At 36.6% G+C, this 16,633-nt stretch carries 7 protein-coding genes and 1 pseudogene; 6 read left to right on the forward strand and 2 right to left on the reverse strand.

What is annotated here, in order from left to right; all coding sequences use genetic code 11:
* Positions 1-3,116: pseudogene (locus I6U49_RS14830) on the reverse strand (PKD domain-containing protein); the annotation flags it as partial.
* Positions 3,117-3,746: 630 nt separating this feature from the next.
* Between I6U49_RS14830 and I6U49_RS14835 the strand changes: the two are divergent.
* On the forward strand, positions 3,747-4,406 hold the full coding sequence (locus I6U49_RS14835) for a haloacid dehalogenase type II (RefSeq protein ID WP_198629419.1): 660 nt from the start codon (positions 3,747-3,749) through the stop codon (positions 4,404-4,406).
* A gap of 170 nt (positions 4,407-4,576) precedes the next feature.
* Positions 4,577-5,536, forward strand: coding sequence for an aldo/keto reductase (locus tag I6U49_RS14840; protein ID WP_198629420.1), 960 nt, complete (start codon positions 4,577-4,579; stop codon positions 5,534-5,536).
* Positions 5,537-5,752: 216 nt separating this feature from the next.
* Here the strand turns inward: I6U49_RS14840 and hisS are convergent, their stop codons facing one another.
* On the reverse strand, positions 5,753-7,123 hold the full coding sequence (gene hisS / locus I6U49_RS14845; protein ID WP_198629421.1) for a histidine--tRNA ligase: 1,371 nt from the start codon (positions 7,121-7,123) through the stop codon (positions 5,753-5,755).
* Between the two features lie 168 nt (positions 7,124-7,291).
* Between hisS and I6U49_RS14850 the strand changes: the two genes are divergently transcribed.
* The 4 genes from I6U49_RS14850 to I6U49_RS14865 all read left to right on the forward strand — a co-directional run bounded on the left by I6U49_RS14850 (position 7,292) and on the right by I6U49_RS14865 (position 16,577).
* Positions 7,292-8,539: an ABC transporter permease gene (locus tag I6U49_RS14850; RefSeq protein ID WP_193709798.1), complete on the forward strand. Its 1,248-nt coding sequence runs from the start codon at positions 7,292-7,294 to the stop codon at positions 8,537-8,539.
* Between the two features lie 577 nt (positions 8,540-9,116).
* Positions 9,117-12,230, forward strand: coding sequence for a SusC/RagA family TonB-linked outer membrane protein (locus I6U49_RS14855; protein ID WP_198629422.1), 3,114 nt, complete (start codon positions 9,117-9,119; stop codon positions 12,228-12,230).
* A gap of 10 nt (positions 12,231-12,240) precedes the next feature.
* Positions 12,241-14,022, forward strand: coding sequence for a RagB/SusD family nutrient uptake outer membrane protein (locus tag I6U49_RS14860; protein ID WP_198629423.1), 1,782 nt, complete (start codon positions 12,241-12,243; stop codon positions 14,020-14,022).
* 62 nt (positions 14,023-14,084) lie between these two features.
* Positions 14,085-16,577 (forward strand): outer membrane protein assembly factor BamB family protein, encoded by a 2,493-nt coding sequence (locus I6U49_RS14865; protein WP_198629424.1) that lies wholly within the window; start codon positions 14,085-14,087, stop codon positions 16,575-16,577.
* Positions 16,578-16,633 lie beyond the last annotated feature (56 nt).

The following is a 16,633-nucleotide window of genomic DNA, read 5'->3' on the forward strand; positions in this document are numbered from 1 at the left end:
CCTCCGGAAAAGGTACTGTTAAGTCCGGGGTAGCTTAAATAAGCAGAATTGTTGTTAGCAGTATCTTCTTCCCAATCCAATTTCCCATCAATCGCTGTAATGGCAGCCCCCCCAGCATTTACCCGGTATAAGACCTCAGCGATGGCCTGTTCTTCTATAACATTTACAGAAAAACTCTGCTCTATATAATTCGAATCGGCATCGGTAGCACGAATTGTAACCACTGAAACTGCCGGGGAATCGGGATAGCTTAGGTTAAGGCTACTGCCCGATATGACAGCACCGACAGCTGAATTGGTATTACCCGAAACACTATAAGTCAGGTTCCCTACACCGGCATCATCGTCAAAATATGGCAACAGACTAATAGTTTCTGTAACCGCTCCTACATTACGTTCAATATCAAGGAGCTCTGAGGCGATGGTAGGTCCTTCAGAAGTTACATTTAGAAAATCCCAGGTGCCTTCTAACTCTACACCAGGGGCATTGGAAGTACCTATCATGCCCACGGCCAAATCAATTTCAGTATTTTGGATAGCCTGTAAAATTGATCCTTCGGCAATAATACTACCTATGCTAACCTGGGCACCTGCATCTAACGAATATTTTAAATTTACCTCTCCATTTACAGGATTTACAACAAAATAGAATGACACACTACTGCTTGGCCTTTCAATCTCAGGAATATTGATATTTAATGGGGATTGGGGAATATCGTTAATTTCCTGAAGCGCTATAAACCCTGTAGGGCTAATAACAAATTTTATATAATTGCTTTGGGTACCATCTCCTATAAAAAATCCGAGTTCTCCATTTGTGGGAGAATTAGTTCCATAAAGCTGCACAGGTCCATTAAAATTGGCAATACCGCCTTCTACCGTAAAATTACCAGCTTTAGCATGAACCTGAATGCCATATTGAAATGCCTTTTCCTGATTATTACTTGAACCCAATGCTGTACCGGAAGTCATTTGCATAGTCATTGCTCCAATTGCACCTCCAAGAATATCATTCTCATTAGGGTCGTTGGGGTCATCACGTCTATCCAACCAATTTAACCAGTTAGGGTTAGGGTCTCCATTATTCATCAAACCGGTTAAACCAAGTCCCTTGTACCCTCCCAATTGGGTGTTACTGGTAAAAAGTTCATTAAATACCGGAAGCAAAAAAGCATCGCTTCCCGATTGCTTGGGGTTTCCTAATTGAAATACATCGCTTTCATCGGGTATACCGTCTGCGTCATCATCTAAATCATTTAAATCTGATACATTATCTCCGGTATCAGACTTATCAAAATCGTTTGGCTGTGAGCCACCATTACAGGGGTCGGTATCGTTATCTTCTTCGTCCTGGTTCGTATAACCGTCAAAATCATAGTCGGCATTCGCATCATAACCGAGATCTCCGGGTAATTTACACTCTCCAAAATCCTGAGGTTCCAAAACAATAAGTTTACCATTCAAGGTAACTACCCATATTGTGCCCGGAAATATTTCATTATCGCTATTACAGGTAACACCCAAAGCGTCCCCACCTAATCCTGATAAAAAAGATGGAGTAAGTTTGTTAAGACTTCCATCGGGATTAAGTTCTACTCTTCTTAATTCGCCAGTATTTACACCAGCTATAAGATTCCCCTTCATCGCACCGTTAAAATTGCTGGCGGTGTATTCATCTATGCCGTTTGTATTGGTTCCCCAAATAGTTACTAGATCATCTACGGGCCCGTCGGGGTTTGCCAGGCCGGGTCCTCTCCAATCACCTTCAATAGGATTGGCAACCGTAACCGGGGGCCAGTCGGCCGGAAGCGCAACATCAGGATTATTTGTAAAGTCGCCGGAATTCTTCAATGGATGGTACTTTTTAGTTCTAAAAACAGCACCGGTAGTACCATTTTTAGAAGGATTTGTATATAATCCTGCTCCTAGCGGGTTAGCCCTAATTGGCGTGGGATGCCCTCCATAAAAGCTTCCGAAATTATAATTTTGAATATCTGTGGTCACTAAGTGCAAATGATCTTCATTATTTATCTTTTCTCCTCCAGAGGAAACCGTGCTTCCAGGCTCATTCGGATCATAATCATTGGTTACTGCTCCTCCTCCTTCATTAAACGGAAAACCTCCCCAACCTCCGTTCGAGCCATTTTCTGTAACATATAAAGCTCCGGTTTCAGTTAAGACAAGGTCATAAGAATTTCTATAGCCGGGAGAAAAAATTTGTACCGGTCCGCCGGGCACTATTTTAGCCTGATTCAAACCATCATTTCCTCCAAACGGATCATTAACATCTACCCCATCATAACCGGCTGCATCGGGATTAGAGATACCATTTATATTTGGCCTTGTTGGGTCATCTACGGTAGGAAGATCGTATATATATTTTCTACCATTATCAGTTTTTACCGGCATACCGTTTATCATATCTAAATTAACCGCCAGGATAGCCGCAGATAGAGCATATTCTGTAGTGTATGCGAAATTGACTGAAGGTGCACCCGCATTTGTATGGCCACCCTGCGCTACAATAAGATAATTTACACCGTTTATATTTGCCATTTCCATCCCATTGGTAGCATGATTTTCTTCTGAACGCGGAAGACCACGAACAAGATCAACTACGTCCCAGGAATTTCCGTTCCAGCTAAACTGGGTAATAATGCCTGAATTGGTATCTAGATTTGTATCTCCACTTCCGCCTCCACCACCTCCACCAATTCTAAAATCGCTAGAGGCTACATAAATTTTAGGATTTGCTGCGGTACCTCCTACTGTAAGCCCGGTTGTTTCCCTAAAACTTGAGCTGTAAAGACTACCGTCGTCATTATGATCCTGAATAGTTGAGATCCCCAAAAGGGTCTCCATATCAAGTACTTTATAATCTGTTACCGATATGCGCTCAATAGTTAAAATTTTGATAGCACCTGTATATTCAGCCACATATAGTCGCCCATCTGGTCCAAACATCAATGAAGTTCCATTAGATATAGAGCCATTTCCATTAAAGTCTAGGTTGCTTTGGGAAAAGCTTTGCGCATATAGACTAAGGTTAAAAAAACCTGCCCAGGATATTGCGAATAAAATAAAGGTACATCCCCTTAGAAAGTTATTATTTTTCATCCCTTTATATATTTAGTCAAAAAATTGATTCCAATAAATCACGATAGGTGCTAAATGGTCATTACTAAGGGGCAGATCTATATGGGTTACATGATATTAAGTCTTACGAATTACAAGAAGTTGTATAACTGTAAACTTCAAGACAAAAATTATTTGGGGATAGCAAATAAAACATTCTACCACTCAATAAAAAGCATACAAAATTTAAGAACTGTAATATTGTATTTTGGGGATAATCTGGGGAGAAAATTCTATACTAAATTTAGTGAAAAATTATTATTTAAAAAAATTATTGAGCTTCTCCCAAAAGGGTCAAGTAAAATTTTGTTGTAACACCTAGTCTGATTTTTAGAATTGGCCAAATCAATTTATTCAAAATCTGAATATAACTATTGCGAAATCACCTTAAAACCGGTAACAATTTCTACTTTTAGTAAACCATCTTATGGCAAGCCTTCGGCAACACACCCTTATTTTTGAGTAAATATATCCGGTTAATTACTCGGTATACAATTATAGTTTAAAAGTAGTTTTAAAACTCTACAGCATAGAAATTCTATTATTTCATATGGATTCTTTAGTAAGCATATTTAAATAAAACCTATCTTTCTTTGTTTAAACCTGTTTTATATGAAGCCTAAAATCATAATTTTTGACGTAAATCATACCCTTTTAAATATGTTTACTTTAAAAGAAGAGGTAAATGCTGCCCTGAAAAATGAAATGGGTTTTGAGATTTGGTTTCCTAAGTTATTGCATTATTCTTTGGTAGAAACTACTACCAAAAATTACAGGAATTTTACCGAAATAGCTCTGGAGACATTTAGAATGATTTCAGATAAATTTGATAAATCCTTTACCAATTCGGAAGTAGCGAATATAATTTCAGAAATCACTAAACTCCCTCCCTTCCCAGATGTAAAACCGGGACTTGAGAAATTAAAAAACTCAGGTTACAGGCTTATCGCTTTCAGTAATGGTAAACCCGATGTTTTACAATCTCAACTGAAATTTGCTGAACTGAATTCTATTTTTGATGGAATTCATAGTGTTGAAGAAGTAAAAAAATATAAGCCACACCCTCGCAGCTATCAATATATTTTAAATAAGTATCGCGTTCCAGCCCAAAAAGCATTAATGGTCGCTGCTCATCCCTGGGATATTCTCGGAGCAAAACGGGCTGGCCTTAAAACTTGTTTTATAGAAAGACCGGGAGAAATTTTTTATCAATTAGCGGATAAACCGGATCTAAGACTTAACGGGATTGATAAAATTTTACAAAACTTATAGAGGTTAAAACTCTAGAGAGATTAGGAGATCCTGAACTATAGTTTTCCCGTATTTATCTAGCAAAACTCAAGTACGTATCAAATACTTCCTGTAACGTTAAATCCATTTAAAAATAATAGGATAATTCTTCTTTCTTCTTTGGGATGTTTATTTTTAGGAAAAAAGAAAAGATGGAGAAAGTTAATTTAGGAAATTCCGGAATAAAATCTGCACCAATTATTTTTGGTGGAAATGTGTTTGGTTGGACATTAGATGAAAAAGAGTCATTTAAAATGCTCGATGAACTTTTTGAACTGGGTTTTACCACCATTGATACTGCCGATGTTTATTCTCGTTGGGCAGATGGCGTACCTCACGGGACTTCAGAGAGAATTATTGGTAAATGGATAAAAACCCGTAAAATAAGGGATAAAGTCACGCTTATTACCAAAGGTGGCTCTTGTTTGCAACCCGGCGGACCAAAAAATAATTCCAGAGATTATCTTACCGGTGCGGCAAAAGATTCCCTTTTAAGACTTCAAACCGATTATATTGATCTTTATTTTACTCATTATGATGATAAAGAAACCCCTGTGGAAGAGGCACTGGAAGCTTACCAGAGTTTTATATCAAGTGGCGAAATAAAGCATATTGGGGCTTCAAATTTTTCTGCGGAAAGATTACAAAAATCCCTTAGCATCGCTGCAGAAAAAGACCTGCCCCCTTATGAGGTTTTTCAACCGGAATATAATTTAATGGTACGCGACAAGTTTGAAGGAGAAATAGAAGAAATTTGTTCTAAAAACCAATTAGGGGTAGTTCCTTATTTTTCTCTCGCCAGCGGATTTCTTACGGGAAAATATCGTAAAAAAGAAGATTTTGAAGGAAAAGACAGGAAAATATTTACAGAAAAGTTTTTAAACCCACGCGGAGAAAAAATCCTAAAAAGCCTGGACCAAATTTCTGAAAAACATCAGGTTTCTCAAGCCGGTATTGCGCTTGCCTGGTTAATGAAAAGACCCGGGGTGAGCGCACCAATTGCCAGTGCTACCAAATCTTCTCACCTTAAGTCCTTTATTGAGGCTATTGAAGTAAACCTATCTCAAGAAGATATGGAGGTTTTAAATAAAGCGAGTGAAACCCAGGATTAATATCCACCTATAAATTGAAATAAAAAAATAGTCCCGAAGAAATAGTTCCCCGGGACTGTTTTTATTGAAAATTAAATTCAGTTGTAATGAAACCGCCTGAAAGTATTTAGATTAAGAAAAACTTCTAACCTTAGCTATTGATTCTGTAAAAGCAGTTTCTTAAACTATAAATAACTACCTCGAGGTATTACACCCTTTGGCGGTACCAATAAACGCTTAGGCTAAAGCCGAAACCAGTTCGGCAAAATCTACTTTTTGTTGCTCGCCTGTTTTCATATTTTTAAGGGTAAACTTCTTTGATTCCATTTCTTCTGCCCCTGCCAGAATCACAAAAGGTAATTCGCGCTTATTGGCGTAATTCATTTGCTTTTTCATCTTCGCAGCATCCGGAAACAACTCGGCAGTAATATTTTCACTTCTTAGTTTATTTACAGCCTTTAATGCATATAGCGCTTCGTTATCACCAAAGTTGATAAAAAGAGCCCTGGTGTTTTGGGTTACTGCTTTGGGAAAAAGATCAAGCTCCTCCAGAACAAGGTAAATACGGTCCAGGCCAAATGAAATTCCAACACCACTCATATCTTTTAGACCAAAAATTCCGGTTAAGTCATCGTATCTACCGCCACCACCAATAGAACCCATTTTTACATTTTCTGGTGCAGAAACTTCAAAAATAGCCCCGGTATAATAGTTAAGTCCGCGGGCCAGGGTCACATCTAAATCAAGTTTCGCTGTCTTTAATGGCATTTCAGCAATTGCTTTTTCAATAAATTCCAATTCCTTAATACCTTCTTTTCCAGTTTCAGAATCAGCCAATATTTCTTTAATTCCAACAATTTTTTCAGTAAAAGAACCTTTTAGACTAAAGATTGGCTGAATTTTTTCAATGGCGTTTTCAGAAATTCCTTTTTGCAACATTTCTTTCTTTACACCTTCTTCGCCTATTTTATCCAGTTTATCCAGTGCTACTGTAAAATCGATAAGTTTATCCTTTTCGCCAATAACTTCAGCAAAGCCAGAAAGTACCTTTCTATTATTAATTTTAATAGTAACCCCTTTTAATTTTAAAGCTGAAAAAACGGCATCGTATAATTGTACGAACTCCACTTCCTGCCAAAGGCTTTTACTGCCAACTACATCTGCATCACACTGAAAAAACTCTCTAAAACGTCCTTTTTGTGGCCTATCGGCACGCCATACCGGTTGAATTTGGTAGCGTTTAAAAGGAAAATCTATTTCATTTTGATGTTGTACCACATAGCGGGCAAAAGGTACGGTAAGATCATATCGTAAGGCTTTTTCACTAATGGAAGAAGTAATCTTTAAACTGTCTTTAGCCTGATAAGCTTCAGCATTAGCCTTCTTTAGAAAATCGCCCGAATTCAAAATTTTAAAAATTAATCGATCTCCTTCTTCCCCATATTTTCCCATAAGGGTATCAGAGTTCTCAAAACTTGGGGTTTCTATTGGTTGAAAACCAAATTTTTTAAATTCGGTTTTAATTTTATCGAAAATAAAATTTCTTTTAGCAACTTCGGCCGGGTTAAAATCTCGAGTTCCCTTTGGGATAGAAGGTTTTTGTGCCATAAAATATGTAAGGTATAAGTACTTTTTTAGTTTAATTTGAACGCTACAATGCGCTTTAAACAGCGCTGCAAATATCTTAAATTTTAAATGAACCCAAACAAATTTCAGATTTTAAGTAACATTCTTCCACTTATGAAGTCTAACTAAATAGCACTGAAAACAATTTCTATGTTTGGGTTATTTAAGGAAAATGTAAGTATCGCTTTTAATTCAATTAAAAGTCAACTATTACGAACCATACTTACCGTATTAATTATCGCTATTGGCATCACAGCTTTGGTAGGGATTTTAAGTGCGGTAACTGCTTTAGAAAATACCATTAGTAGTGATTTTGCTTCTATGGGAGCCAACACCTTCAATATACAACGTTATGAATTTAATTCCCAACGTCGTGGCGGTGGTGAGATAGAAAAAGTAAACCCAATAATAAGCTATCGGGAAGTTAGAAAGTTTGAAGAGAATTATCAATATCCAAAAGCACAAACTGCAGTATCATTTACCGGAACTACAGTTGCCGAAGTAAAATATCTTAACGAAAAAACCGATCCCGAGGTAAGAGTGCTTGGCGTAAATGAGAACTTTCTTGAGAACTCTGGGCTAAACCTGGAAACCGGACGTGAATTTAATATTTTTGATATTCAAAACAATAATAATGTAGTAATTCTGGGCTCTGATTTTGCTAAACCCGAAGGCCTTTTTAAAGGAGAAGATCCTATAGACAAAGTAATTAGCATTAGAGGGGCGAAATTTAGGGTTATTGGAATACTTGAATCTAAAGGTTCTACTTTCGGGAATAATCAAGATCTACGGGTTTTAATGCCTATACAGGTAGCACGCTCTATGTTTACCCAACCTCAAATTAACTATGCGGTAAGCGTAAAAGTTGATGATAAAGAGTTATTAGAAGGTGCGCAAGATGAGGCGATTTTAACCTTTAGAAATATCAGGAAACTCAACCCTATAGAAGAAAATAATTTTGGCCTGGAACGAAGTGACGATCTCATTAATCGAATTTTTTCCATTACCAGCTATCTAAATTACGCTGCATGGATTATTTCTATCATCACCATATTTGGTTCTTCTATTGCCTTAATGAATATTATGTTGGTGAGTGTTACCGAAAGAACACGTGAAATTGGGGTTCGAAAAGCCCTGGGAGCAAAAAGACGAACAATTGCAACCCAATTTTTTATGGAAACCCTTATTATTGGACAATTAGGCGGTATCCTTGGAATTATTTTGGGTATATTAATTGGAATGGGGGTTTCGGCAGCAGCCGATTTTGATTTCACCACTCCATGGGTAGCTATTCTTTGGGCCACCGCTATTACTATTTTGGTGGCTATTCTCGCCGGAAGTTACCCGGCAGCTAAAGCTGCAAAACAAGATCCTATAGAGTCACTTAGGTATGAATAAAAGTTGTAATTAATACATTAGTTTGAGAACTACCGGTTTTCTTCCCCCTCTAGTCCCATAAATCGTTTTTGCCCAAAATTTTCTTACGTAACATACTTTTTGCGTTATTGAACTCAGTTCAATAACCAAGCGTATATATAAATAAGACTGAATTGTAGTTTTATAAAAATTTTCAGACCATGTGACAGACTCCGGTTCAATGCTCCTCTAATTTTCAAATTATTGCTAGGTACTAAGACTATCTTTTCTACCTACGTATGGATAACCGTCAAAGCCTTAAGACATCTTTATTGGCACTGACAAAGGATGTAATACCCCGAGGCTTGCCCCGCAATTAAAAATTTGTTTACAACGAATGCCTCATGGGCTTGTACTGAGGTAGTTTACTATTAATTCTACCAAATATAAATTCAAAGGATAAAATTTCCCGAATTATACATTTAAGACATCTTTCTCTTAACATTTATTTTACTTAAATAAATTATTTTGTTTATTATTTGTTAACCCTGTTGTTTACTTATAGTAAATTTTTAAAGCTAATATTGCTTAAAATTAACTAATAGTAATAAAACAAGTAATGAAAAGACTAAACATTTTAATGTTTCTTTGCCTTTTGATGACAACTTGTATGTCTTTAGCGCAACAAGTAAAGCTCGAGGGCAGGGTTTCAGACACCTCTTCTCCTCTACCGGGTGCCACTGTAATGGAAAAAGGAACCTCGAATGCTGTTTCAACAGATTTTGACGGCAATTTTGAGTTAACAACAAACAGTTCAAATCCTGTTTTGGTAATATCTTTTGTAGGATATAAAACCAAAGAACATAAAGTTACCAATAACAGCTTTATAGATATTACCCTGGAAATGGACACTCAATCATTGGAACAAATAGTTGTTGTGGGCTATGGAAAGAAAAAGAAAGTTAATTTATCAGGAGCTGTTGCCCAGGTTGAAGATGAATATTTTAAAAGTAGACCTATTACTAATGCAGGATCAGCACTACAAGGTGCAATAGGAAATTTAAACGTAAATAACTCAAGTGGTCAACCCGGAGCAAGCCCTGATTTTAATATAAGAGGTTACGAATCTATTTCTGGTGGTAGTCCTTTAATAGTTATTGACGGGGTTCCCACATCTACTCAGGATTTCAATTTGATCAATCCTAACGATATCGCCTCTGTATCTGTACTAAAAGATGCCGCATCGGCTGCTATTTATGGCTCTCGTGCCTCATTTGGAGTAATTTTAATTACAACAAAAGAAGCCTCTTCAAACAAATTAAAGCTACAGGTGAATTCTAATTTCAGTTTCAGATCGGTGACTAACCTACCTGAAATTGTAACCGATCCATATCAGGTAGCAAGTTATCGTGATGTAATGGCATCACCATTTTACGATTTATATTCAGATAATGCTCTTGAATATGCGCAACAGGTTTCTAATGATCCTGACACCCCTAATGTGAGGCTGGATGACCGAAATTCAAACAACTGGCAATATTTTGCACAGACTGACTGGTTTGATGAAGTTTACAATAGTTATTCAAGTACACAAAACCACAACGTTACTTTATCCCAAAAAAAGGACAAAAGTAGTTTCTTGCTTGGTGCAGAAGCCTTTAAGCAAGAAGGTATGTTAAAATACAATAATGACATTTATAACAGATATAACCTAAGATCTAAACTTAACTTTAATGTAACCGATTGGTTAACAATAGGAAATAATACCTGGTTCAACGCAAACCAATACGACGAACCTACAGCAAATGCCTGGCTATTTTTCCATAATGTAAATAGGCAACCTTCTTTAACCCCTTTATTTAATCCTGATGGAAGTCCCACTTCAGGCTATGCAAATACCATTGGAGCGTTGGAGACTGGAAATAAAATAACCAAAGAGAGAACTTTCTTCACGAAATTCAACGCTCAATTAGATTTAATTAAAGATAAGTTCTTTGTTAATGCCGATGCCAGTTTCAGAAGAAAAAACAAAACAAATGAGACTTACCAGGTTCCCCTAGAATATAAATCTGGACCTAACAATGTTAGTAGAACAAGAAATAATAGTTATGCCTCCTTTTATTCTTTAGATCTGGAGCAGAACAATTATAATATTTATGCCACCTACACCAATACTTTTAATAAAGCGCATTATTTAAATGCTATAGTGGGATACAACCAGGAAGAGTTTTTTAATAACTATAAAGATGCCTATAAAAACGATCTTATTTCAGAGGAATTACCAACTGTGAACCTGGCCACAGGAACCTCAAACGCTAGCCAGGATTTATATTCCTGGGCCACTCAGGGACTCTTCTATAGACTTAATTATATTTTTAAAGACAAGTATATCGTAGAAACAAACGGTCGTTATGATGGAAGTTCAAGATTTCCTAAAAAAGATCGATGGGCATTTAATCCATCTGTATCTGCCGGCTGGATTATTTCTAAAGAGAACTTCTTTAATGACGAAACATTTTTTAATCTACTAAAAGTTAGGGGATCATACGGTTCACTGGGCAATCAAAATATTAACGATGTATATCCCTATATTCCCTCATTATCAACCCAGCAAACTTCTGCTATTCTAAACGGCGAACGTCCTACTTCAGTAATTAGTCCGGGGTTGGTCTCTTCTACCTTAACCTGGGAAACTGTAACAACTTTAAACGCTGGTATAGACATGGGGCTTTTTTCAAATAAGCTTAATGTAGGTTTCGACTGGTACCGAAGATATACCAAAGATATGCTTACACAAGGTAAAGATCTTCCTTCTGTTTTAGGCACTAATGAACCTTTAGAAAATGCTGCTGACCTAGTTACTAAAGGCTGGGAAACTGAAATTAGTTGGAAAGATCAGTTTAAATTAGGAGGTGATGATTTTAGGTATAATGTTCGTTTCAATCTTGCCGACAACAGAACATTTATTGAGAAATTTGACAATCCTGCGGGATCCTTGAACAAATACTATGTTGGAAAAGAGATTGGTGAAATATGGGGATTAACAACATTAGGATATTTTCAAAGCAACGAAGAGGTAAGTAATTCTCCAAATCAAACTGCTGTAGCATCCTACCCCAGTCAACGTCCTATTGAAGCCGGAGACATAAAATTTGCAGATTTAAATGGTGATGGAGAAATAAACGGAGGCGAATGGACTTTAGAAAATCATGGGGATTACAAGCTTATTGGAAACTCTACCCCTCGCTATACTTTTGGACTTGATTTAAATGCGAATTGGAATAACTTTGATTTAAGAATGTTTTTCCAGGGAGTTGGAAAAAGAGATTGGTATCCTGGAGCAGGAAATCACTATTTCTGGGGTATATATGCCCAACCGTGGGCTAGTGTAACTCAAAAAAACCTTGACCATTGGACCCCTGAAAATCCAAACGCATATTTCCCAAGGCCTAAATCATATGTTGCTGAAACAAATAAAGAATTAGGGATCTCACAAACAAAATATCTACAAGATGCTGCTTATATAAGAATGAAAAATATCACCCTGGGCTATACAGTTCCTAAAGGTGCATTTAAAAATACATCTATCAGCAATGTCCGTATATATCTTAGTGGGGAAAATTTATTCGAAATCACAAACCTATACGAATACCTAGATCCCGAAATATTAGGTTCCACAACAGCCTATCCGTTCCAGAAAACATACTCGGTAGGTGCTTCAATAAACTTTTAATATTAAAATCATGAAAAAAATACTATTATATATATCAGCCCTTGCACTATTATTACAGGGATGCGAAGATGATTTCCTGGATCGAATTCCCGAAACTGATATTACAGGAGAAAACTTTTTTAACAATCCTAAAGATCTCGAAACTTATACAAATGAATTCTATGACTATTTAGGAGTTAGTACCAGTGATTATTCTACAGATAATATGGCTCAGTATTCTCAGGGAAGTGAACTTGAAGATAAGCTACGAGGAACTATTTCTCCTGAGACAGTTAATGGAGGCTGGAATTGGGCCCAACTAAGAAACATCAATTATCTTTTAACAAATTACAGGGAAGCAGAAGGCGATAAAAGCGAAATTAATCATTATGTGGGGATTGCAAAATATTTCAGAGCCCGATTTTATATTGCTAAAATTAAGCGTTTTGGAAGCGTGCCCTGGTATTCTAAACCAATTGAAACCGGAGATGAGAACCTCTTATATAAACCTAATGATTCGAGAGAACTTGTGGTTGACTCGATTATGTCAGATCTTGAATTTGCAGTTAAACATATAAATGAAAGCTCAGATAAAACAAGATTAAGCAAGTGGGCTGTTATGGCTGAATTATCCAGGTTTTGTTTATACGAGGGGACTTTCCGAAAATATCATGACGAAATCAGTATTGATGATTCTGAACGCTTTCTAAACCGAGCAGCTTCAGCGGCCAATGAGATAATTAGTAGTGGTAATTTTAGTCTTTATAGCACCGGAAATGCTTCAGAAGATTATAGAAACCTATTTGCCATGGAAAACCAAAGTAGCAATCCTGAAGCAATTATGTACTTAGATTATAACTCAAGTGAACGCACCAACCAAAATGGGGTTGTGTTTGATTATTATTGGGGATTGAGCAAATCTTTGGCTGATTCATATCTTATGGCTGATGGAACATCTTTTACTGCATCAGTAAATAACGAGCAAAAAAGCATCACTGAAATTTTTAAAAACAGAGACCCAAGAATGGCTCAAACAATAATGGCACCAGGTTATACTCGCCCCGGATCTCCTTCTGCGTTTGTGACCAGGCTATCATACGGTGGTTACAATCAGATCAAGTTTTGGCCAAAAGAAGAAAATAAATTAGGCTGGCAGCGTTCTTATAATGACTTAATGATTTACCGTTATAGCGAAGTGCTACTAAACTATGCCGAAGCAAAGGCAGAACTTGGAATAATCGCTCAGGCAGATATTGATAAAAGTATTAATAAGCTAAGAGACAGAGTTGGAATGCCTCATTTAGACATAGCTTCAGCAAATTCATCCTTAGACCCAGCCCTTGTTAAGCAATATCCTAATATTGAAGGAGAAAACCAGGGCCTTATACTCGAACTTAGAAGGGAAAGACGCGTAGAGTTGGCTTGCGAAGGATTTAGGGAGCAAGATATGTATCGATGGAAAGCAGGTACCACCATGGCAAAGCCACAATTTGGAATTTATATCTCCGAACTTGGCGAACACGACGTAACAGGCGATGGAATACCAGATATTGCTGTACTAAACTCACCTGATGAAACTTCACCAATCAATGATGTTCCAGATTCAGTGAAAAGTACGCTCGCCATCTATTATTTGAATGAAGAAGGTGCGCCTACAGACCTATATCTAAGTAATGGAAATCAAGGCTTTATTGGTTTTAACCAAGACAATAATGTTCCTAAGTCGTTTATAGAGCCACAATATTATTATTATCCCATACCTTTAAATGAATTGGTTTTAAACCCTAATTTAGAGCAGCCCACAGGCTGGTAAAAATTAATTGAAATTATAATTGCAAAGCCTGTTATATAGGCTTTGCTTTATTTAAAATTATTATGAAAAAATTACCCTATTATATCAGTCTTATACTTGCAAACATTTTTTTTCTTACGGCAAGTGCCCAGGTTCAGGGAGTTGTTTATAAAGATGATAATGGAAATGGAAAAAAAGACGAAAAAGAAAGAGGCATTGAAGGGGCCATTTTATCTAACGGCCTTCATGTTGTAAAAACAAATAAAGAAGGGGAATTCTTTTTACCTAAATGGGAAAAGGCACGCTTTGTAACCCTATATCCTAATGCTAATCACGCAGTAAAAAAACGTTACATTCATATAGAAGATGATATTAAAAGTTATGATTTTGCAATAGAAGAAAAGGAAAAGAGAAAAAAAGTTAGTTTTATTCAAATATCAGATACCGAAACCTATGAGTATAAAGAATGGTTAAATGATCTTAAAAGATATTCAGACAATACAAGACCCGATTTTATAATTCATTCAGGAGATATCTGTTATGAGTCGGGAATAGAATGGCATGCAAAAGAAGTTACTACACAAACCATTGGAACGCCCGTTTACTACAGCCTGGGAAACCACGATCTTGTTAAGGGAGCTTACGGAGAGGAGTTTTTTGAAAAGCATTTTGGCCCTGCATGGTATGCATTTGAAGAAGGAAATTCCCTGTATGTAATTACTCCTATGATGAGTGGGGACTACGCCCCAAGCTATACCCGTAAAGAAATTGGAGTATGGCTACAAAATTTACTGAACACCTATCCTGAAAAACAGCCTAAATACTTTTTTAACCACGACCTTCTTACAAACGGTGAGAATTTTGATTTTAAGATCGATGAAAAAAGTTCTATTCATTTAAACGACTATAATCTCAAAGCATGGCTTTTTGGCCATTGGCATATAAACATGACCAAAACCCATGGCACATCTAAAATTAAATCTTACGCTACTACAACGGCTGCTAAAGGAGGTATAGATCATTCTCCCTCATCTTTTCGTGTCGTAAATGTAGATGAACAGGGGAATAGTTCCTCGAATTTAAAATGGACATTTGTAGACAATATTATACAGATTGTTTCCCCACATAAAGACAAAGCTTTTAAAAATCCCGACGGGCACATTGATATATCGGTCAATATATATTCCTCAAAGGCTGATGTAGATAGTGTTACTTACAATATTTATGATGATAATGGATTAAACTGGAGTTCAGCCAGAAACAAAAAGCTAAACCAGATGGTCAAAAATTCAGACTGGAACTGGTCAACTCATTATTCTCCCAAACAACAATCTCCATCTTTTACGGTAGCCATTGAAGCATATTTGAATAACGGAGAAGTATTATACAGAAAAAAAACATTTTCTATAAAAGAAACATCACCTAACCAGACAACTAATGGATTATGGTATAATCTGGGAGGAAACCCTCAACACGACGCTGTAAGCAATATTCAACATTCAAAAAACTACGACTTAGCCTGGGTTAAAAACGTTAATGGAAATATTTACATGAGTTCTCCTGTATTATATAAAAACAATGTTCTTACCGCCAGTTTTGATGACAACAACGCTACTGATAATTATATTGTATGTTATAATGCTTCAACCGGTAAAAAACGGTGGAAGTATCAAACAAAAAATGGGATTAAAAACCAAATGATTATTTCCGAAGGTATAGTTATCGCTACCGATTTACAAGGTTTTGTATACGCTATCGACATAGAAACAGGAAAAGTAAAATGGGAAAAAGACCTCAACTATAATAGGTTACCGGCGCTTATTTCCGGAACTGTAACAAAAAACAATATTGTCTATACAGGATTTGGCAATACCCTTTCTGCTCTTGATACCAGAACCGGAAAAACAATATGGACCAATCAGGAATGGAATGGAGGTCAGGGCTCTACACCTACTATGACGATTGCGGATAATATTCTTGTTACATCATCAAACTGGAATGGCCTTTACGGGCATGATTTAAAAACAGGGAAACTCTTATGGAAGAGAAGCGATAAAGGCTTACGTTTTAGAAATGGAAATGTTCTTTACAAAGAGAATACTTTATGGGTTGCAGAAAACGATGGCGACAACGGAACTATTCATTTACTAAATCCCGATACCGGAAAAACTATTAAGACCATCAATACCCTTATGAACAATAAAAGTACAACGACCCCTATTGTTACAAATAAGAATATTTATATCGCAGGATCAGACCCGGGAATTGCAGCTATAGAACGAAAAACAGGAAGAAAAATATGGGAACACGAAGTACTACCTGCCATATTCTATACCCCCCAATACTTTTCTGACCAACAACGTAGTATTGAATCAACCCCTATTTTAGTTGGTAATGAATTAATTTTTGGTGCTATGGATGGATGGCTCTATAAATTAAATGCAACAACAGGGGCTACAACCTGGAAAACTTATTTAGGTTCCCCTGTTTTAACATCTGCGGCAATAACCAAAGATGGTTTCTTTATATGCGATTTCGCCGGTAATATCTATTACTTTAAAAATAAACAAAACTAATACTAATTCATCCCTAAAAAAAACAAGCACATAGTTAAGATTTAACATTGCTAAAC

It is taken from the genome of Salegentibacter maritimus (assembly GCF_016236915.1).
Lineage (GTDB): Bacteria > Bacteroidota > Bacteroidia > Flavobacteriales > Flavobacteriaceae > Salegentibacter > Salegentibacter maritimus.